The organism is Microbispora sp. NPDC049633 (assembly GCF_040675265.1).
Taxonomy (GTDB): domain Bacteria; phylum Actinomycetota; class Actinomycetes; order Streptosporangiales; family Streptosporangiaceae; genus Microbispora; species Microbispora maris.
The window spans coordinates 1-17,709 of the sequence record NZ_JBFAOO010000151.1 but is presented as its reverse complement, the minus strand read 5'-3'; the positions used below and the strand labels follow the sequence as shown (position 1 = coordinate 17,709).

The following is a 17,709-nucleotide window of genomic DNA, read 5'->3' as shown; positions in this document are numbered from 1 at the left end:
GTGCCCTTGAGCTTGTCGTCGCGCTGGTAGTCGAGCATGGCGTCGACCGCCGGATGGCCCTTGTACTTCTTCAGGGAGTCGGCGTCGGTGCCGCTGCTGCTCGCCGCCGGACAACTGGCCGGGCCGGTGGCCCAGCCGATGGCCGAGGCCCACCCGTTCCAGCGCGGCGGCGGCCCGCTCCCGCCGCGCCCGCAACGGCGTCCCGCTGTACAGCAGCCCGTCGGCGACGTTGTCCAGCGCGCTCACCCCGGGCGCGAGGTGGAACTGCTGGAAGACGAACCCCAGGTGGCGGGCGCGCAAGGCGGACAGCTCGCGGTCTCCCAGGCCGGCCACGTCGTGCCCGGCGATCCGCACGGTGCCCGTGGTGGGCCGGTCCAGGGTCCCGATCAGGTGCAGCAGAGTCGACTTGCCCGAGCCGGACGGCCCGGCGACGGCGACCAGTTCGCCGCGTTCGATCAGCAGCTCGACGCCGCGCAGCGCCCGCACGTCTCGCCCGTACACCTTGGTCACCTCGCGCAGCTCCACCACGTACGGCCCGCCCGGCGCGGGGGGCTGCCCATCTGGCACGTCACCGGGGGTGTACGCGGTGCCCGGGAGGCCGGGCCGGCTCAGCCGGTTCATGCGGCGGGCACCCCGACCCGCATGCCCTCGGCGAGCCCGGCGCCGGTGATCTCGACCATGCCGCCGCCGAAGGCGCCGAGCTCCACCGGGATCACACGGGTGGATGCGCCCTCGACCACTTCGACGCCGAATCCGCCCTCGCGCAGGGCCAGCAGCGCCTCCACGGGGACGGCCAGGACGTCCTTGCGCCGCTCGCTGACCAGCTCCACCTCGACCGGGGCCCTGTCGAGGCGGGTCCTGGGGGTCTTGCTCAGGGTGATGTCGACGTCGACCGTGCTGCCCTCGTCCTGTCCCCGCTCGCCGGAGACGGCCTCGGCCACCGTGCCGACCGAGGTGATCTTGCCGGTGACGCGCTCGCCGCCGGGCAGTTCCACGGTGACCCCGGCGCCCTTCCTGGCCAGCGTCTGGTCGTCGGTGGACAGGTCCACGTGCACCAACCGCCGTACGCCCGACACGGTGAGGGCCGGGCGCCCGGGGGTGATCCTGCCGCCGACCTCGACCCCGGCGTCGGTCACCCGGGCGGCGGCGGGCAGGAAGACCACCTGGGAGGCGTCCACCTGCCCGGTCTCGGGCAGCCCGGCGTCGTCCTGCCACCGCTTGACGGCCAGATGGGTCGCGTAGCTGAAGTGGTCGTCCACGGTCAGGTCGTCGCCGTAGCCGAGGATCTTGAGGTTGCGTTCGAGCTGCTCGACGTCCGGGCCGTCGTCGACGCCCTGCCGCAGCGGCCGGTACATCGGCAGCGCGCCGTACATGAGGACGACCGGCCTGCGGTCGACCCTGAGCAGCGGACGGCCGCGCCGGACGACCGCGCCCTCGGCGGGCGCCCAGGTCACGGTGCCGGAGGCGTCGGTGCTGACCCGCCGCTCGCCCGAGTAGGTCAGCGCCCCCTCGACGGTCTTGGTGTCGACCAGGTCCTGGCGGGTGATCGGCGCGGTGGCGGGGACCGGAGGCGGGGACGGCTCGGCCGCGCCGGCGCCGTCGCCGCCCGCCACGGCGACGACCGTTCCCGCGGCCAGCGCGAGGACGCCCGCGCCCGCGATCACCAGGCTCGTCCTCACCCGTTCCTCCCCGGGGCGAACTCCTCGCAGGCCTTCTGCGCCTCGTCCATCGCCTTCTCCTGACCCGGCTTGAGTTTGATCTGGAGTCCCTGCCCGGGCGCCGGGTCGGGGACGTCGACACCGTGCTCGCGCATGCACTGGGCGAACCTGACCATGCGGTCGCGCACCTCGGGATCGTCGCCGCCGAGCTTGTCGCCGACCGCGTCCTTCATGAAGTGCTCGCAGGCCTGCATGGCCTTGCGCATCGTGGCCTCCTCGCCCTTCTTGCCGGTGATGCGGACGCGTCCGTCGGGGCCGGGGTCGGGCATGTCCACGCCGTGCTCGCGCATGCACTGGGCGAACTTCAGCTGGGCCTCCTGCAGGTCGGCCGGGCCTCGCGCGGACGGCTTCGCCGTCGCGGTGGAGGCGGCGCCGCCGGCACTGGCGACCCCGTCGCCGGTGGGGGCCGCGCCGCAGGCGGCCAGTGCCAATGCCAGTGCCAATGCCAGTGCCGGCGCGAGCCCGAGGGCCGGTGCCAGGGCGCGTGGCGGTCGTACGCGCATGAGTCGCTCCTCCTCTCCCGGGACGTTCGCCCGGGACGCGGCCCAACTCCAGCGGAGGCGGTGCTAAACGCGGATAAGCGAGATCGGCTCGTCCGTGCTTATCCGCGGCTAACACCTCGTGCGTCACGCTCGGAGCCGAGCGGGAGGTTGGGATGCGGGTGCTCGTGGTCGAGGACGAGGAACAGCTGGCCGACGCGGTCGCCCGGGGGCTGCGGCTGCACGCGATCGCCGTGGACGTGGCCTACGACGGGCGGGAGGCGCTGGAGCTGACCGCCTACGTCGACTACGACGTGGTCGTGCTGGACCGCGACCTGCCCGACGTGCACGGGGACGAGGTCTGCCGGGAGCTGATCGGCGCGGGCGGGGCGAGCCGCATCCTCATGCTGACCGCGGCCGGGCGGATCAGGGACCGGGTCGGCGGCCTGTCCCTGGGCGCCGACGACTACCTCGTCAAGCCGTTCGCGTTCGCCGAGCTGGTGGCCCGGGTCCGGGCGCTGGCCCGGCGCTCGTCCCGTGCGGTGCCGCCCGTGCTGGAGCGGGCCGGGATCCGGCTCGACCCCGCCCGCCGTACGGTCGTGCGGGACGGGCGTCAGGTGGTGCTGGGCCGCAGGGAGTTCGACGTGCTGCACGAGCTGATGCGGGCCGGCGGCGACCTGGTCACCTCGGCACGGCTGCGCGCCAATGTGTGGGACGAGCACTCAGACGCCGGGACGGGCGTGCTGCGCGTCACGATCACCTCGCTGCGCCGCAAGCTGGGCGTCCCTGCCGTGATCGAGAACGTGCCGGGCCGGGGGTACCGGCTGTGACGCGTGCCCTGTTCTTCTGGGGCAGGCTGGGCCTGCGCATGCGGCTCGCCCTGCTGTACGGCGGGCTGTTCTTCGTGGCGGGGTCTGTGCTGCTGTGGTTCACCCACCTGCTGACGGCTCGGGCGCTCAACCAGCGGTTCGTGGTGGCGGTGGGGTCGAAGGTGACCGGCGGAGGCACCCCCGACGCCGTCCCGGGCGGCGCGCTGCCCGGCGCCGACATGCTCGCGCAGCGGGTGCGTACCGATGTCGAGCAGGGGGCGGCCGGCGTGCTGAGCGACGTCCTCGGGTCGTCGCTGATCGTCATGATCCTGGTCGGGGCCGTCGCGGTGCTGCTGGGATACCTGGTCGCCGACCGCGCGCTGCGCCCGCTGGAGCGGGTGACCGAGACCGCGCAGCGGCTGTCGGAGAGCACGCTGCACGAGCGGATCGCCCTGAGCGGCCCCCAGGACGAGGTCAAACGGCTCGCCGACACCTTCGACGCGATGCTCGACCGGCTGCACCGGGTGTTCGACGCCCAGCGTCGGTTCATCGCCAACGCCTCCCACGAGCTGCGCACCCCGCTCGCGGTCAACCGTACGGTGCTGGAGGTGTCGCTGGAGGAGCCGGCGGCGTCGGAGGACCTCAAGGCGCTGGCCCGGGCGCTGCTCGGCACCAACGCCCGGCACGAACGGCTCATCGAGGGCCTGCTCATGCTGGCCCAGTCGGAGCAGGAACTCACCGCCCGCAGGCCGGTCGACCTGCGGCAGGTCGTCCGTACGGCGATGGAGCAGATCGACCTGCAGCCGCGCCGCGGGAAGGTGGTCGTCCACGAGGACCTGCGCCGGGCGGTCGCGTACGGCGATCCGCTCCTGCTGGAGCGCTGCCTTATCAACCTGCTGGAGAACGCGATCAAGTACAACGTGCGGGACGGGGAGGTCTGGGTCCGGCTGCGGGAGGACGAGACCGGGGTGAGCGTGACGGTGGAGAACACCGGGCCTGCGGTCCCGCCCTACGAGGTGGACGATCTGTTCGAGCCGTTCCGCCGGCTCGGGGGCGACCGCGTCCGCTCCGCCCGGGGGGCGGGGCTGGGCCTGTCCATCGTGCGGGCCATCGCGGTGGCGCACGGCGGCACGGCGGAGGCGGACGCCCGGCCGGCGGGCGGCCTGACGGTGACCGTGCGCCTGCCCGGGGCGGCTCAGAGCTGATCACATCCGGAGTGCCGTACCCACTGTCGCCCGGTCTCTCCCTGCTCGTGAGTAAAATCCGAGTTGTTCTAACTTGACCGGTTTGACCTGGTCTATTACCTTTTAGGCAGCTCAGGGCGCACTTGCTCATTCAATGGTCAAGAAGCCCTCCTCAGACCGACGCGGCCGGCCGATCCCGGCTTGCCGCCCGGCCGCCGAGTCCGCGTCCGCGCGGAGCCGGGGACCCACCTCTCCTGGGGTGAATCGGCATGCCTGCCGTAGGGCGCCTTCCAGCCCGAACCCGTCAGCTAACCCGGTAGGCGGCATGGAAGTAAGGGAGTTCGCCCCACCATGCACGTCCTCAACACCTGCGTCCGCGCCGCCCTCGCGAGCACCGCCCTCGCCTCGGCCGTGCTTGTCGCGGCACCGGCCGCGCACGCCGACAACCCCGCCACCGGCAAGGGCCCGGCGGCCACGCAGTCCATGGCCGAGATCGCCAAGACCCTGCCCAAGGTCAGCGCCACCGACGTGCTGAACCTGGCCAAGAGCCAGGTCGGGATCAGCGAGAACGCCTACGGCGGCGGGACGAAGTTCCAGCAGTGGTACATGACCACTCCCCGCGCCCAGGAGACCCTCGCCCGCGACGGAGGCAATCTGAAGGGCTACCTGAACGCGCCCTGGTGTGACATGTTCGTCTCCTGGGTCGGTCACCAGCTCGGCATCGGGCCGGTCATGGGCTCCGACGCCTACACCGTCGAGCACGCCCACTGGTTCGCCGATCACGGCCGCTGGGGCCGGACGCCCAAGCCGGGCGCGGTGGTGTTCTTCAACTGGAACGGCAGCAAGGACATCGACGACATCGTGCACGTCGGCTTCGTCGTCAAGGACAACGGCGACGGCACCATCCGGACCATCGAGGGCAACACCGGCAACGGCGCCGTCGAGGCCCGCACCCGTAACACCTGGCAGGTGGTCGGGTACGGCTACCCGATGTACCCGGGCGAAGCCGCCGCTGCCGCCTGACGCCCGACGCCTCGAAGCGCGCCGGACACCCCGGCGCGCTTCGCCGTACCTCCCGCCACGGGCGCCCGGCGCGAACGCTCACGTCGTCGGCCGCCCACGCGGCGCGCCCGGCCTGGGGGCCACGCGCTCGAGCTTGGTCCAGCCGGTCCAGCCCCGCTGCCTCAGCAGCTCGATCAGCCGACGCGCCGGCGGCACGGTGTCGAACGCCAGCGTGTCCATGAGCGTGACGAGCGGTGACTCGATGTCGGTGTCGTCGACATAGTCCTCGCCGCGCTCGTCGGCCATCCGCGTGATGTAGGCGGCCAGCTTGTCGGCCAGCTCGACCAGCCGCGGGTCGTCGTCGGCTCGGTCGAGAGCCTGACTCAGGGTGAGGTAGAAGCCGGCGAGCAGCGGGTCGTCGATCTGCTCGCGCTTTCTCGCCATCCACTCCGCGACTCGCGCGGGTGAGTGCGCGGCCAGCGGGATCCAGCCGTCACGCTCGGCCCGGACGATTCGCTCGTCGACGCCGAGCGCCCGCAGCCGGTCGAGATACTCGACCACCTCCGAAGGGAGCGCCAGGCCGTCCCCGGAGGCGAGCCGGGCGATCCGCTCGCGATGCCGCTGCCGCTCCCGGATCTCCGCCCGCAGCCGCCTGTCGATGTCCGCGACCGCCGCGGCGAACTCCTCCTCACCGGCCCGCAGCAGCTCCCGCACCCGCGCCAGCGGAACCCCGGCCTCGGCGAGGGTCCGGATTCTGATCAGCTCGATCACGGCGCCGGCGTCGTATCTGCGGTAGCCGGAGTGGTCGCGCTCCGGCTCCGGCAGCAGCCCCTTGGCGTGGTAGTGCCGCACCGCGCGCACCGTCACTCCGGCGTAGGACGCCAGCTCGCCGATGGTCAGCATCAGACCGGTCTCCAGGAGTCGCTCAAGAGGTCGCCTGGCCGGGTGGGCCTTCCGCACCACGAATGATCTGGGCGATCCGCGGGGCATGGGTGAAGACCAGCCGGTGGTCGGCGTCGAGCCATGTGGTGGTGATGTGCGGGTGCTCGTGGACAAGCCGCTCGACGCCGGCACGCCAGATCCGGTTGAACCGCGGTGCGTGCCCTTCGCCGCTCTCGCCGGCCATCGAGGTCGACATGATCATTTTGATGGGCCGGTCGATCTCTTCGTATCGGTCGAGGATCTCGGACCGAATCACGTCGATCTCGAGGTTCAGGTCGAGAATCTCCCGGGCGGTGAGCGACACCTGACGGGCAGTGCCCCGCTCGGCCTCCTGCCGCGCCGACTGATCTTCCCACATGGCGCGAAACTCCGGCAGGACGGACTCGGTGATGAACGGTTCGGACACCGGGTTCGCCCCGTCGATGAGCACGAGCTCGGCGACGGCGCCGGGATGCTCGGAGGCGTAGTGCACGGCCAGGTCAGCGCCCAGCGAGTAGCCCACCAGCACGGGCGCCGCGGACAGGCCGAGGTTTCCCAGCTCCGCCATCACCGCGGCGAGATCGCCGAGGAAGGCCTCGAAGGAGTACCGGCCGGCGGCCGAGGCGAGGCCGTGGCCGCGCAGGTCGAATGTCACCACCTCGTGGTCGTGCCGCAGCAGCTCGGCCAGCTCCTGCAGGTCGGCCTGTGTCGAGTTCAGACCGGGGCACAGGACCAGCGGTCGTCCCCGGCCGTCGCGGGACACCGGGATCGTGACGCCGTCGTGGTGGATCATGAAATGCCGCGTCGTCCTGTCGCCTCTCTCGGCCCGCTCTCCATCGTCGTCGTGCTCGCCGTGCGACGTGCGCAGTCCGGCGACCTGGGTCGCACCGGTTTTCGTGGTCATGCCCCCATGCTGAGAGATTGACCCAGCGTCAGGGTCAAGCGGCGCGGCGACGTGACGCCCGTCCGTGGTCACCGCCGGCCCCTGCTCCGATGGGGCAGGGGCCGAGGGCGACGGGCCCTGCCCGTACGCCCGCGCGGGTGGCCCGGGTCAGGCGCCGACGTAGGCCGCGAGGTGCTGGCCGGTGAGGGTGGAGCGGGCGGCGACGAGGTCGGCCGGGGTGCCCTCGAAGACGATCCGGCCGCCGTCGTGACCCGCGCCGGGACCGAGGTCGATGATCCAGTCGGCGTGCGCCATCACCGCCTGGTGGTGTTCGATGACGATGACCGACTTGCCGGCGTCGACCAGCCGGTCCAGCAGCCCGAGCAGCTGCTCGACGTCGGCGAGGTGAAGGCCGGCGGTCGGCTCGTCGAGGACGTAGATCCCGCCCTTGTCGGCCATGTGGGTGGCCAGCTTGAGCCGCTGCCGCTCGCCGCCGGACAGCGTGGTCAGCGGCTGGCCGAGGGTGATGTAGCCGAGCCCGACGTCGGCGAGCCGGTCGAGGATGGCACGCGCGGCCGGTGTGCGCGCCTCGCCGGAGCCGAAGAACTCCTGGGCCTCGGTCACCGGCATCGCGAGCACCTCGCTGATGTCGCGCCCCCCGAGGCGGTGCTCCAGCACCGATGCCTGGAACCGCTTCCCCTCGCACTCCTCACATGTGGTGGAGACGCCGGCCATCATCGCGAGGTCGGTGTAGACGACACCGGCGCCGTTGCAGGTGGGGCAGGCACCCTCGGAGTTGGCGCTGAACAGCGCCGGCTTCACGCCGTTCGCCTTCGCGAACGCCTTACGGATCGGGTCGAGCAGCCCGGTGTACGTCGCCGGGTTGCTCCGCCGCGAGCCGCGGATGCCGCCCTGGTCGACCGACACCACTCCCGCGCCGGCCGGGATCGACCCGTGGATGAGCGAGCTCTTGCCGGAACCGGCGACTCCGGTGACCACGACGAGCGCTCCGAGCGGGATGTCGACGTCGACGTCGCGCAGGTTGTTGGCTTTCGCGCCGCGGATCTGCAGCGTGCCGGTGGGCGTGCGCACCGTCTCCTTCAGGGCGGCCCGGTCGTCGAAGTGACGGCCGGTGACGGTGCCACTGGTCCGCAGGCCCTCGACGGTCCCCTCGAAGCAGACGGTGCCGCCCGCCGTGCCGGCGCCGGGGCCGAGGTCGACGACGTGGTCGGCGATGGCGATCATCTCCGGCTTGTGCTCCACGACCAGCACCGTGTTGCCCTTGTCCCGCAGCCGCAGCAGCAGGTCGTTCATCCGCTGGATGTCATGAGGGTGGAGGCCGGTCGTGGGCTCGTCGAAGACGTAGGTGATGTCGGTGAGCGAGGAGCCGAGGTGGCGGATCATCTTGACGCGCTGCGCCTCGCCGCCCGACAGCGTGCCCGACGCCCGGTCGAGCGACAGGTAGCCCAGCCCGATCTCCACGAACGAGTCGAGGAGCTGCCGCAGCGTGGACAGCAGCGGCGCGACCGACGGCTCGTCGAGGCCGCGGACCCAGACGGCCAGGTCGCTGATCTGCATCGCGCAGGCGTCGGCGATGCCGATCCCCTTGATCTTGGAGGACCGGGCGCCCTCGTTGAGCCGGGTGCCCTCACACTCGGGGCAGGTCATGAACGCGACCGCACGCTCCACGAACGCCCGGACATGCGGCTGCAGCGCCTCCTTGTCCTTGGACAGCATCGACTTCTGGATCCGCGGGATCAGGCCCTCGTAGGTGAGGTTGATGTTGTCGACCTTGATCTTGGTCGGCTCCTTGTGGAGCAGGTCGTGGAGTTCCTTCTTGGTGAACTCGCGGATCGGCTTGTCCGGATCGAAGAAACCGGAGCCGGTGAAGATGCGGCCGTACCAGCCGTCGACGCTGTAGCCGGGGATCGTGAGCGCGCCCTCGTTGAGCGACTTGGAGTCGTCGTACAGCTGCGACAGGTCGATGTCGGAGGTCCGGCCCATACCCTCGCAGCGCGGGCACATACCGCCGGTGATGGTGAACTCGCGCCGCTCCTTCACGGTCTTGCCGCCGCGCTCGAGTTTGACCGCGCCCGCTCCGCTGATCGAGGCGACGTTGAAGGAGAACGCCTGGGGCGAGCCGATGTGCGGCTGTCCGAGCCGGCTGAACAGGATGCGCAGCATCGCGTTGGCGTCGGTGACGGTGCCGACGGTCGAGCGGGGGTTGGGGCCCATCCGCTCCTGGTCGACGACGATCGCGGTCGTCAGCCCGTCGAGCACGTCGACCTCGGGACGCGACAGCGACGGCATGAAGCCCTGCACGAACGCGGAGTAGGTCTCGTTGATCAGCCGCTGCGATTCGGCGGCGATCGTGGCGAACACCAGCGAGCTCTTGCCCGAGCCCGAGACACCGGTGAACACCGTCAGACGGCGCTTCGGGATCTCGATGCTGACGTCCTTGAGGTTGTTCTCGCGCGCGCCGTACACGCGAATCAGATCGTGGGTGTCGGCAACGTGCAGCTCGGGGGACTGCTCGTCCGTCCTCGTGACCATGCTTATCGTGTTCTCCATGTGTTCAGGCGGGGCCGCCTTCGCGGTCTCCGCCGGCGTCGCCGGCCTCGATCTAACCAGCTTCGAGCGGTACGTCTGGTTCTCTTCGCCCATGCGGGCAACCGCGGAACCGGCGGTGCGGCGTGGCCGGCTCAGCGCCGTTCGCTGATGCGGATCATGTTGCCGGCGGGATCGCGGACGGCGCAGTCGCGGACCCCGTAAGGCTGCTCGGTCGGCTCCTGCACGACCTCGGCGCCGCGGGCCCGCAGCCGATCGAAGACGCCGTCGAGGTCTTCGGCGGCCAGGACGATCATGGCGTAGGTGCCCTTGGCCATCATCTCGGCGATGGTGCGGCGCTCCTCGTCGGTGATGCCAGGGTCGGCGGCCGGCGGATGCAGGACGATCGACGTGCCGGGCTGGCCGGGAGGGCCGACCGTGATCCAGCGCATCCCGCCGTATCCGACGTCGCCCCGGACCTCGAAGCCGAGAGTGTCCCGGTAGAAGGCCAGGGCCGCGTCCGCGTCGTCGTGCGGGAGGAAGGCCGATTGGATCGTCACGTCCATGGAGTCACGCTAGCTGCGGCTGGGCGAGCCGCGCTTCTCGGTTTCTGACCGGTCTGGTCACCTTTTTCGTCACGCATGAGGGCATTCCGGCCGTCGCGCTCCCGGCCTGCCGCCGATAGGTGCTGGGCGGCACACCGACCAGCTCGGTGAAGCGGGTGCTGAAGGTGCCCAGTGACGAGCAGCCGACCGCGAAGCAGACCTCGGTGACGCTCAGGTCGCCGCGGCGCAGCAGCGCCATCGCGCGCTCGATCCGCCGCGTCATCAGATACCCGTACGGCGACTCGCCGTAGGCGAGCCGGAACTGCCGGCTGAGGTGCCCGGCCGACATGTTCACGCCACGGGCGAGCGCCTCGACGTTCAGCGGCCGGTCGTACTCCCGGTCGATCCGGTCACGGACGCGGCGCAGCAGCGCGAGGTCGCGCAGGTGCTGCTCTGATGCGGGTCTGCTGCTCACCCGAGAAGCGTATGTCGCGCCACCGACAATCCTGAGCGTCACGCCGGCGGCCGGGTGAGTTTGGCGGCCACGGCGTCGAGGACCCAGTCCAGGCCGGTCGCGAACGACACCTCGGCGTCCACTTCGACGCCGTCGTGCACGAATCGGGCCAGCGCCGGGAAGCGGCCCGTGGCCAGCATCCTCATCACATGCGGGCCGGAGGCGCGCTGCCAGTCGCGGTCGGACAGTCCTGTGGCGCGCTCGGCGCGCAGGTTCGCGATCTCGCGCCGGATCGCGCCGGTGAAGTAGGCGCTGACGGTCTCCACCGCGCGCGTGACGGTCTCGAGGTCGGCGACGCCGTCGAAGGAGGCCAGCGTGGTCTCGGTCACGGCGAGGGCGTTCGGGCCCAGGGCCGGACGGCCGCCGAGCAGGTCGGCCAGCCATTCGTGCCGGAGAGCGGCCCGCCTGGTGCGGTGGGCGAGGAGGTGCAACGCCTTGCGCCAGTCGCCGGGCTGTTCCTCGGGGAGGATCTCGGCGTGGACCTCGTCCACCATGAGGTCGAACAGCTCCTCCTTGGTGGAGATGTACCCGTACAGCCGCATCGGGCCGACATCCAGCCGTGCGGCGACCTTGCGCAACGACACCGCCTCCAGCCCGCCCTCGTCGGCCAGCGCGATGGCGGCCGCGACCAGTCGCCTCCGGTCGAGCGGCGCGGGGCGAGTCGGCGGCTCCGGCCGGTCCCACACAGTCATGGATACATCGTACTGTTGCGATACGGCGTATCAGGAAAATACAGTGTATCGACATGAGACATCGCATCGCCGTGGTCGGGGCCGGCCCCGCCGGGCTTACCTTCGCCCGTGTCCTGCACCGGCACGATCACCGCGTCACCGTCCTCGAACGCGATCCCGCCCCCGACGCCCGTCCCCCGGGGGGCTCGCTCGACCTGCACGAAGGGCTGGGCCAGCTCGCGCTGGGCAAGGCGGGGCTGCTGGCGGAGTTCGAGGCGCTGTCCCGTCCCGAGGGTCAGGCCATGCGCATCCTGGACGCCGACGGGACCGTCCTGCGCGACTGGCAGGCCCGTCCGGGTGACCGGGCCAATCCCGAGATCGACCGCGGGCAACTCCGTGACCTGCTGCTCGGTCCTCTGGACGTGCAGTGGGGGCGGCGCGTGACGGAGGTGGTGCCGGGGACCCGGGATGGCGTGCTGGTCCGTTTCGCGGACGGACGACAGGAGATGTTCGACCTCGTGGTCGGCGCGGACGGCGCCTGGTCCCGGGTGCGCCCGGCGGTCTCGTCCGCGACGCCGCACTACACCGGCGTCACCCTGGTCGAGACCTCCCTGGACGACGTGGACACACGCCACCCCGACCTCGCCCGGCTGATCGGCGACGGTTCCGTGGCGGTGTACGGCGTGAACCGCAACCTCGCCGCCCAGCGCAACAGCGGGGGCCACGTCAAGGTGTACGCCCAGTTCCGCGCGCCGCTGGACTGGCACACGACCCTGGTCCGGCACAGTGGCCCGGACGCGGGCCTGGACCTGGCCGACGGCGAGGCCGTGCGATCAAGCCTGCTGGCGCTGTTCGACGGCTGGGCCGCTCCCGTCCTCGACCTCCTCCGCCGCGGCACCGCTTTCGCGCACCGCCCCCTCTACGTCCTGCCCGCCCCCCACACCTGGACCCACGTTCCCGGGGTGACGCTGCTGGGCGACGCCGCCCACCTGATGCCCCCCTTGGGGGCGGGCGCGAACCTCGCGATGCTGGAAGGCGCCGAACTCGCCGAGGCCGTCGCCGCCGCCCCCGGCCCCGGCGATCTGGACGAGGCCGTCCGCGCTTTCGAGGAACAGATGTGGGCACGGGCCGGCAGGTGGGCGGAGATGACGACGGCCGGTCTGGAACGCCTCGTCAGCCCGGACCCCGCCGCGGCCCTCGCCCTCTTCGACGAAGTCCAGCCCTCCTGACGGTTAGAAGAAAGAGCACCGGCGACGCCGGGCTTGGCGCGCTCGCTCCCGAGGCCGGGCACTGATCTCCGTGGACGGCCCGGCTCACCGCCGCCCGGCCGGCGCCGGACCGCCTGCCGTCCGGCCCTCCGCCCTGCGGTAACCGTCCAGGAAGGCCCGTACGCCTGCGGTCACCATCTCCGTGATCTGCTCGCCGGTGAGCGGTCCCTCGGCGGACCGGGTGGAGGCCTCGAACGTCGCCAGGGCGATGAAGTGCAGCGCCGTACGCTGCGGGTCTTCGATCCGGAGCAGGCCCTCGGAGGCCAGCTCCCCCAGACGGCGGGCGACCTCGCCCCGTACGCGCAGCGGTCCGGCCTCCTGCCACTCCTCCAGCAGGTGGCGGGGGAAGTGCGGACCCTCCACGTTGATCATCTGCACGAGCGCGAAGTGCTCGGGGAAGTCGACGCGATGGGCGACCAGCGCGCGCCCGACGGCGACGAGCCGCTCCTGCGGCCCGGCGGCCTCGCGCAGCCCGCGCTCGACGTACTCGGCGAAGGCGTCGGCGACCCGGGTCGCGCTCTCGGCGAGCACGACCGAGAACAATCGCTCCTTGCTGCCGAAATGCTTGTAGAGCGTGCGGGTCGAGACGCCCGCCTCGCGGGCGATGGCGTCGGTGGTGGTGCGGGCGTACCCGTCGCGGCCGAAGACCGCCCGGGCGGCCCTGGTGATGGCCTCGTTCTTGGCCGGCCGTCCGCGCCTCGGAGCATCCGGCCGATCTGACCCGTCCACTTGTCCTCCACCGGGTTACGCTATTTTCTGCCGTACACGGTTTACTTTACCTCTGGAGGGGGCGTCATGCAGCCCGAACTCACTCTCGCCGTCATCGTGGGAAGCGTCCGGCCGGGGCGCCGGGGCGAGGCCGTCGCACGCTGGGTGCACGAGCGTGCCGCGCGCCGCACGGGCCTCGAGGCCGAGGTCGTCGACATCGCCGACTTCGACCTGCCGGTGCTGGACGAGCCCTGGCCCGCCGCCTACGGACGGTACGACAGGCCGCACACCAAGGCGTGGGCGGACGCGATCGCGCGCTTCGACGCATACGTCTTCGTGACCCCCGAGTACAACCGGTCGATCCCCGGCCCGCTGAAGAACGCCATCGACTACCTGTACCGGGAGTGGCACAACAAGGCCGCCGGTTTCGTCAGCTACGGCATCGACGCGGGCGGCGCCCGCGCGGTCGAGCACCTGCGCGTGGTCATGGGCGAGCTGCAGGTCGCCGACGTGCGGGCGCAGGTGGCGCTGTCGCTGGCGGCGGACTTCGACGGCGAGGACTTCACTCCCGGACCCGGGCGCGATCGGGAGCTGGCCGTCCTGCTCGACCAGCTCACCGCCTGGGGCGCTGCGCTGCGGGCCCTCCGTCGTCCGGCCGCCGCGTGATGGCCGCCCCTGCCGCCGCCCGCGCGAGGGCCGCCGACGCGCCCATATCGTGGCCCGTCTGGCGACTCGCCCTGGTGATCGCGTTCGGCGCGTTCATGAGTCAGCTCGACACCTCGGTCGTCAACGTCGGCCTCGACACGATCGCGACGGATCTGCGTGCCGGCCTGGACGACGCCCAATGGGTGGCGAACGCGTACCTGATCGCCTTGAGCCTGTCGCTGCCCGCGTGCGGCTGGCTCGGGCGGCGGTACGGCGCCGGGCCGGTCTGGCTCGCCTCGCTCGCCGGTTTCACCCTCTCCTCCGGGTTGTGCGCGTTCGCGGGCGATATCGGCTGGCTGGTCGCGTTCCGCGTCGTGCAGGGGCTCACCGCCGGACTGCTCCTGCCCGCCGGGCAGACCGTGCTCGGCCAGGCGGTCGGCACCCACCGCCTCGGCCGCGTGATGGCGACCCTCGGCATCGCGGTCACGCTCGCGCCCGCGCTCGGCCCGGCCTTCGGCGGCCTCCTCCTGCACATCGGCTCCTGGCAGTGGTTGTTCCTGGTCAACCTCCCCCTCGGCGCGCTCGGCCTGTGTCTCGGCCTGCGTCACGTGCCACGCGAGCGGCCGTCCGTGCGGCCCGGCCGTCTCGACTGGCCGGGGCTGCTGCTCGTCGCCGCCGGGGTCCCACTCGTGATCTACGGCCTGAGCGCCTGGGGCGAGCGCGGCGCGTCATCGAGCGGATTCGGCGGCGCGCTCGGCCCGGTCGCCGCCGGCGCCCTCGCGCTCTGCGCGTTCGCCTGGCACGCGCGCCGCACCACCCAGCCGGTGCTCGACCTGCGGCTGTTCGCCAGACCGGCGTACGCCGCCGCCACGGCGACCGCCGCGCTCACCGGCGCCGCGATGTTCGGCGCCACGCTGCTGTTCCCGCTGTACTTCCAGGTCGGCCGGGAGGCCGGGGTGACGGAGACCGGGCTGGCGCTGATTCCGCTCGGCCTCGGCACCGCCCTGCTCCTGCCGGTCAGCGGCCGGCTCGTGGACCGCTTCGGCGGAGGCATCGTCAGCGTGTACGGCGGGCTCGCCGCCGTGGCCACCACCGTGCCGTTCGCGCTGCTCGACACGGACACGAACGCGTTCGTGGTGGAAGGCCTGCTGCTGCTGCGCGGCATGGCCCTCGCGGCCACCGTGACGCCGGCCGGCATCGCGGCCTATCAGGCGGTCGCCCCCGAGCAGCTCGCGGACGCCACGACGCAGGTCAACATCCTGCAACGGCTGGGCGGCGCGCTCGGCGGGACCGTGTTCGCGATGGTGCTCACCGCCCGGCTGCCCCACGGCGTGCGGGACGCTTTCCACGTCGCCTTCTGGTGGCTCACCGCCGCCTCTGTGCTCGGCCTCGCCGCGGCGGCCTGGCTCACCGCCGCGCAGCGCCGTGATCGGCGGGCGGAGGGACGCCGACCGCCTCGGAGGCGGCGCTCGCGTACAGGATCTCGCGCATCCCGGGAAGGCTCTCGCGGTCGGCCCGCCACACCAGGCGCAGGCTGAGGCCCGGCACGTCGAACGCGAGCCGGGCGAGGGCGCCGGCGGCGACCCGGTCGGCGACCGCGAACCACGGCAGCAGGGTGATCCCGAGGCCGCGCTCGGCCCACGCCCGCATGACCGGCACACCGCCGGCCCGCACCCGCTCCACCCGGTCGCCCAGCAGGCGCTCCCCCGCCAGCCACAGGGAGCAGGCGGGCACGTTGACCAGCAGCCGCTGGCCGTACAGGTCCTCCCCGCGCAGGCGGGATGCGGCGGCCAGCGGGTGCTCCGGCGCGGCGACCAGCGCGAGCGGCACGGGGTCGAGGTCGAGGAAGGCCAGCGGCGCGCCCGGCGCGCCGAAGCCGAGCCCGCCCAGGTCGTCCCCCGTGTCGAGGAGCAGCGCCGCGTCGAGGTCCGCGGCGGCGACCGCCTCCAGGAGGCGGTCGCGGACGCCGTCCGACCGCACCTCGACCACGAGGTCGGGACGGCGCTCGGCCAGCCGGGCGAGAACCGCGGGCACGTGCACGGCCGCGATCGTCTCCAGGGCGCCGAGCCGCAGCACCGGGCGGGCCCCGGCGACGTCGCGCCGAGCCTGGTCGGCCTGGTCGAGCAGGCGGCGCGCCCAGCCGCGCAGGCGCTCGCCCGCCTCGGTCGGGCGCATCCCCCGGGGACCCCGCTCGAACAGCACGACCCCGAGATCCCGTTCCAAGGACCTGATCTGCTCCGACACCGACGACGGCGCGAGATCCAGGACCACGGCGGCGTCGGTGACCGTCCGATGGGTCACGACCGCCTCGAAGGTGCGCAACTGCCGCAGTTCCACGCCAGACCGAAGCGGCCAGGAGAGTTCGGTTATTCCGAACGCGGCCTGCGGCCGGGCCGGTGGAGCCGCACGGCGGCCCGCTCCACAGTGAGGCCCAGGTTGTCCACCGTCCTGGAGATTCTCATGACGATCAGTGTCTCTCCCCCGCCGGCGCCCGCCCGGGCCCGCGCGCTGGCCGGGATCGCGCTCGGCTACTTCATGGTGCTGCTCGACACCACCGTGCTGTCGGTCGCCGAACCCGGCCTCGCCCGTTCCTTCGGCGGTGCCGGTGTCGCGGGGCTGCAGTGGGCCGTGACCGGCTACACCCTCGTGTTCGGCGCGTCGCTGCTGACCGCAGGGTCGGTGGCCGACCGGTACGGCGCGCACCGCGTGTTCCGGGTGGCCGTCGCCGCCTTCGGCCTGGGCAGCCTGCTGAGCGCGCTCGCGCCGTCGCTGTGGGTGCTCGTCGGGCTGCGGGCGCTGCTCGGCCTGGCCGCCGCGGGCTGTGTCCCGGCGTCGATGGCCATGATCGCCCGGTTGTACCCGGTGCCCGCCGAGCGGGCCAGGGCGGTGGCCGTCTGGGCGGCGACCAGCGGCGCGGCGCTGGTCGCCGGTCCGGTGGCCGGCGGGGCGCTCACCGACCTGGCGGGCTGGCGGGCGATCTTCCTGATCAACGTGCCGCTCGCCGCCGTCACGCTCACGCTCACACTCACGCCAGCCGTGCGCTGCCCGCGCGGCGACCGGCGTATCGACTGGGCCGCCCAGGCCCTGGCCTGCGCCGTGGTGGCGCTGCTGACCGACACACTGATCGCGCTCGGCGCCCGCTCCCTCGTCCACGCCGCCTGGTCGGCGGGCGCGACGGCGCTCGCGGTGTGCGCCTTCGCCGTACGGGAACGGCGCGGCCGGGCGCCGGTCCTGGAGCCCGCGGTGCTGAGCGTCCCCGGCATCCCCGCCGCGCTGCTGGCGGGCGCGGCGGTCAACTTCGCGATGAGCGGTGTGCTGTTCGTGCTGCCGCTGCTCTTCCAGCAGGCGCTCGGCCTCACGCCGGGCGGCATCGGGGCGGCGCTGCTGCCCATGACGCTGCCCTTCGCCGTCAATCCGCTGCTGACCGGCAGGATCGTCGCCAGGTCCGGGCCCCGGCCGCCGGTGCTGGCGGGGCTCGGCCTGCTCACGGCCGGCGGGGTCGCGTTCGGCGCGGCCGTCTGGGCCGGGGCCTCCTATCCGTTCCTGCTGGCCGGGCTGGTGGCCACCGGCTTCGGTGTGTCGTTCGCGCTGCCCGCGCTGGCCACCCTGGTCGTGACCGTGGCCCCCGAAGGCGCCGCCGGCGCGGCCGGTGGGCTGCTGAACGCGGCCCGGCAGTGCGGCGCGACGATCGGCGTCGCCGTGACCGGCGCGTTCATGACCCCCGGCGTGCCCGGGGGGCACACGGGCGCGGCGTACGCGCTGATCGTGCCCGCCGTGGTCTGCGCCGTGGCGGCCGCCGCCGTCGCCCGGACGGC

At 72.7% G+C, this 17,709-nt stretch carries 17 protein-coding genes, 1 pseudogene and 1 riboswitch; of the genes and pseudogenes, 7 read left to right on the top strand and 11 right to left on the bottom strand.

Annotated features, from left to right (window positions below):
* From AB0J39_RS29295 to AB0J39_RS29285, 3 genes are all read right to left on the bottom strand, one after another.
* On the bottom strand, positions 1 to 621 hold a 621-nt coding region (locus AB0J39_RS29295; RefSeq protein ID WP_363470404.1), incomplete at its 3' end, for an ATP-binding cassette domain-containing protein.
* Positions 618 to 1,679 (bottom strand): peptidoglycan-binding protein, encoded by a 1,062-nt coding sequence (locus tag AB0J39_RS29290; protein WP_363470401.1) that lies wholly within the window; start codon positions 1,677 to 1,679, stop codon positions 618 to 620. The genes AB0J39_RS29290 and AB0J39_RS29295, both read right to left, overlap by 4 nt.
* The gene (locus AB0J39_RS29285) at positions 1,676 to 2,221 is read right to left on the bottom strand and encodes a hypothetical protein (protein WP_363470398.1); all 546 of its coding nucleotides are present in this window, start codon (positions 2,219 to 2,221) and stop codon (positions 1,676 to 1,678) included. Before AB0J39_RS29285 ends, AB0J39_RS29290 begins: the two co-directional genes overlap by 4 nt.
* Before the next feature lie 152 nt (positions 2,222 to 2,373).
* On the opposite strand from AB0J39_RS29285, the gene AB0J39_RS29280 reads away from it, so the two are divergent.
* From AB0J39_RS29280 to AB0J39_RS29270, 3 genes are all read left to right on the top strand, one after another.
* Positions 2,374 to 3,027 carry a response regulator transcription factor gene (locus AB0J39_RS29280; RefSeq protein ID WP_363470395.1) on the top strand — a complete coding sequence of 218 codons (654 nt, stop codon included), beginning with the start codon at positions 2,374 to 2,376 and terminating at the stop codon, positions 3,025 to 3,027.
* Entirely contained in the window at positions 3,024 to 4,211 is a 1,188-nt protein-coding gene (locus tag AB0J39_RS29275) for a HAMP domain-containing sensor histidine kinase (RefSeq protein ID WP_363470392.1), read from the top strand. Before AB0J39_RS29280 ends, AB0J39_RS29275 begins: the two co-directional genes overlap by 4 nt.
* 182 nt (positions 4,212 to 4,393) lie before the next feature.
* A riboswitch (cyclic di-AMP (ydaO/yuaA leader) is annotated at positions 4,394 to 4,527 on the top strand.
* Between the two features lie 14 nt (positions 4,528 to 4,541).
* On the top strand, positions 4,542 to 5,213 hold the full coding sequence (locus AB0J39_RS29270) for a CHAP domain-containing protein (RefSeq protein WP_363470389.1): 672 nt from the start codon (positions 4,542 to 4,544) through the stop codon (positions 5,211 to 5,213).
* Between the two features lie 78 nt (positions 5,214 to 5,291).
* On the opposite strand, the gene AB0J39_RS29265 is transcribed toward AB0J39_RS29270, so the two are convergent.
* From AB0J39_RS29265 to AB0J39_RS29240, 6 genes are all read right to left on the bottom strand, one after another.
* Positions 5,292 to 6,095 (bottom strand): MerR family transcriptional regulator, encoded by an 804-nt coding sequence (locus tag AB0J39_RS29265; RefSeq protein WP_363470386.1) that lies wholly within the window; start codon positions 6,093 to 6,095, stop codon positions 5,292 to 5,294.
* Between the two features lie 22 nt (positions 6,096 to 6,117).
* Positions 6,118 to 7,017: an alpha/beta fold hydrolase gene (locus AB0J39_RS29260; protein WP_363470383.1), complete on the bottom strand. Its 900-nt coding sequence runs from the start codon at positions 7,015 to 7,017 to the stop codon at positions 6,118 to 6,120.
* A 147-nt stretch (positions 7,018 to 7,164) separates the two neighbouring features.
* Positions 7,165 to 9,549, bottom strand: a complete 2,385-nt coding sequence (locus tag AB0J39_RS29255; RefSeq protein ID WP_363470380.1) for an excinuclease ABC subunit UvrA — start codon at positions 9,547 to 9,549, stop codon at positions 7,165 to 7,167.
* A 149-nt stretch (positions 9,550 to 9,698) separates the two neighbouring features.
* Positions 9,699 to 10,109 (bottom strand): VOC family protein, encoded by a 411-nt coding sequence (locus AB0J39_RS29250; protein WP_363470377.1) that lies wholly within the window; start codon positions 10,107 to 10,109, stop codon positions 9,699 to 9,701.
* Between the two features lie 4 nt (positions 10,110 to 10,113).
* The gene (locus tag AB0J39_RS29245) at positions 10,114 to 10,563 is read right to left on the bottom strand and encodes a helix-turn-helix transcriptional regulator (protein ID WP_363470374.1); all 450 of its coding nucleotides are present in this window, start codon (positions 10,561 to 10,563) and stop codon (positions 10,114 to 10,116) included.
* Between the two features lie 38 nt (positions 10,564 to 10,601).
* Complete coding sequence (locus AB0J39_RS29240; protein ID WP_363470371.1) at positions 10,602 to 11,294, bottom strand: TetR/AcrR family transcriptional regulator; 693 nt, start codon at positions 11,292 to 11,294, stop codon at positions 10,602 to 10,604.
* 53 nt (positions 11,295 to 11,347) lie between these two features.
* Between AB0J39_RS29240 and AB0J39_RS29235 the strand changes: the two genes are divergently transcribed.
* Complete coding sequence (locus AB0J39_RS29235) at positions 11,348 to 12,502, top strand: NAD(P)/FAD-dependent oxidoreductase (RefSeq protein ID WP_363470368.1); 1,155 nt, start codon at positions 11,348 to 11,350, stop codon at positions 12,500 to 12,502.
* 84 nt (positions 12,503 to 12,586) lie between these two features.
* Here the strand turns inward: AB0J39_RS29235 and AB0J39_RS29230 are convergent, their stop codons facing one another.
* Positions 12,587 to 13,270 (bottom strand): TetR/AcrR family transcriptional regulator, encoded by a 684-nt coding sequence (locus AB0J39_RS29230; protein WP_363470365.1) that lies wholly within the window; start codon positions 13,268 to 13,270, stop codon positions 12,587 to 12,589.
* Between the two features lie 66 nt (positions 13,271 to 13,336).
* Here AB0J39_RS29230 and AB0J39_RS29225 point away from each other — a divergent pair, with 66 nt between their 5' ends.
* Entirely contained in the window at positions 13,337 to 13,915 is a 579-nt protein-coding gene (locus tag AB0J39_RS29225) for an NAD(P)H-dependent oxidoreductase (RefSeq protein WP_363470362.1), read from the top strand.
* Positions 13,915 to 15,201, top strand: a pseudogene (locus tag AB0J39_RS29220) (DHA2 family efflux MFS transporter permease subunit); the annotation flags it as partial. The gene AB0J39_RS29225 and the pseudogene AB0J39_RS29220, both read left to right, overlap by 1 nt.
* Positions 15,202 to 15,301: 100 nt before the next feature.
* Here AB0J39_RS29220 and AB0J39_RS29215 read toward each other — a convergent pair.
* A complete protein-coding gene (locus AB0J39_RS29215) occupies positions 15,302 to 16,231 on the bottom strand; it encodes a LysR family transcriptional regulator (protein ID WP_363470359.1) in 930 nt (309 codons plus the stop codon).
* Positions 16,232 to 16,354: 123 nt separating this feature from the next.
* Here AB0J39_RS29215 and AB0J39_RS29210 point away from each other — a divergent pair.
* The coding region (locus AB0J39_RS29210) for an MFS transporter (RefSeq protein WP_363470356.1) at positions 16,355 to 17,709 on the top strand (1,355 nt) is incomplete at its 3' end.

Coding starts and splice junctions, on each gene's coding strand:
- AB0J39_RS29285 (WP_363470398.1), bottom strand. CDS start 2,221: ATGCGCGTACGACCGCCACGCGCCCTGGCACCGGCCCTCGGGCTCGCG.
- AB0J39_RS29280 (WP_363470395.1), top strand. CDS start 2,374: ATGCGGGTGCTCGTGGTCGAGGACGAGGAACAGCTGGCCGACGCGGTC.
- AB0J39_RS29270 (WP_363470389.1), top strand. CDS start 4,542: ATGCACGTCCTCAACACCTGCGTCCGCGCCGCCCTCGCGAGCACCGCC.
- AB0J39_RS29265 (WP_363470386.1), bottom strand. CDS start 6,095: ATGCTGACCATCGGCGAGCTGGCGTCCTACGCCGGAGTGACGGTGCGC.
- AB0J39_RS29260 (WP_363470383.1), bottom strand. CDS start 7,017: ATGACCACGAAAACCGGTGCGACCCAGGTCGCCGGACTGCGCACGTCG.
- AB0J39_RS29255 (WP_363470380.1), bottom strand. CDS start 9,549: ATGGTCACGAGGACGGACGAGCAGTCCCCCGAGCTGCACGTTGCCGAC.
- AB0J39_RS29250 (WP_363470377.1), bottom strand. CDS start 10,109: ATGGACGTGACGATCCAATCGGCCTTCCTCCCGCACGACGACGCGGAC.
- AB0J39_RS29240 (WP_363470371.1), bottom strand. CDS start 11,294: ATGACTGTGTGGGACCGGCCGGAGCCGCCGACTCGCCCCGCGCCGCTC.
- AB0J39_RS29235 (WP_363470368.1), top strand. CDS start 11,348: ATGAGACATCGCATCGCCGTGGTCGGGGCCGGCCCCGCCGGGCTTACC.
- AB0J39_RS29225 (WP_363470362.1), top strand. CDS start 13,337: ATGCAGCCCGAACTCACTCTCGCCGTCATCGTGGGAAGCGTCCGGCCG.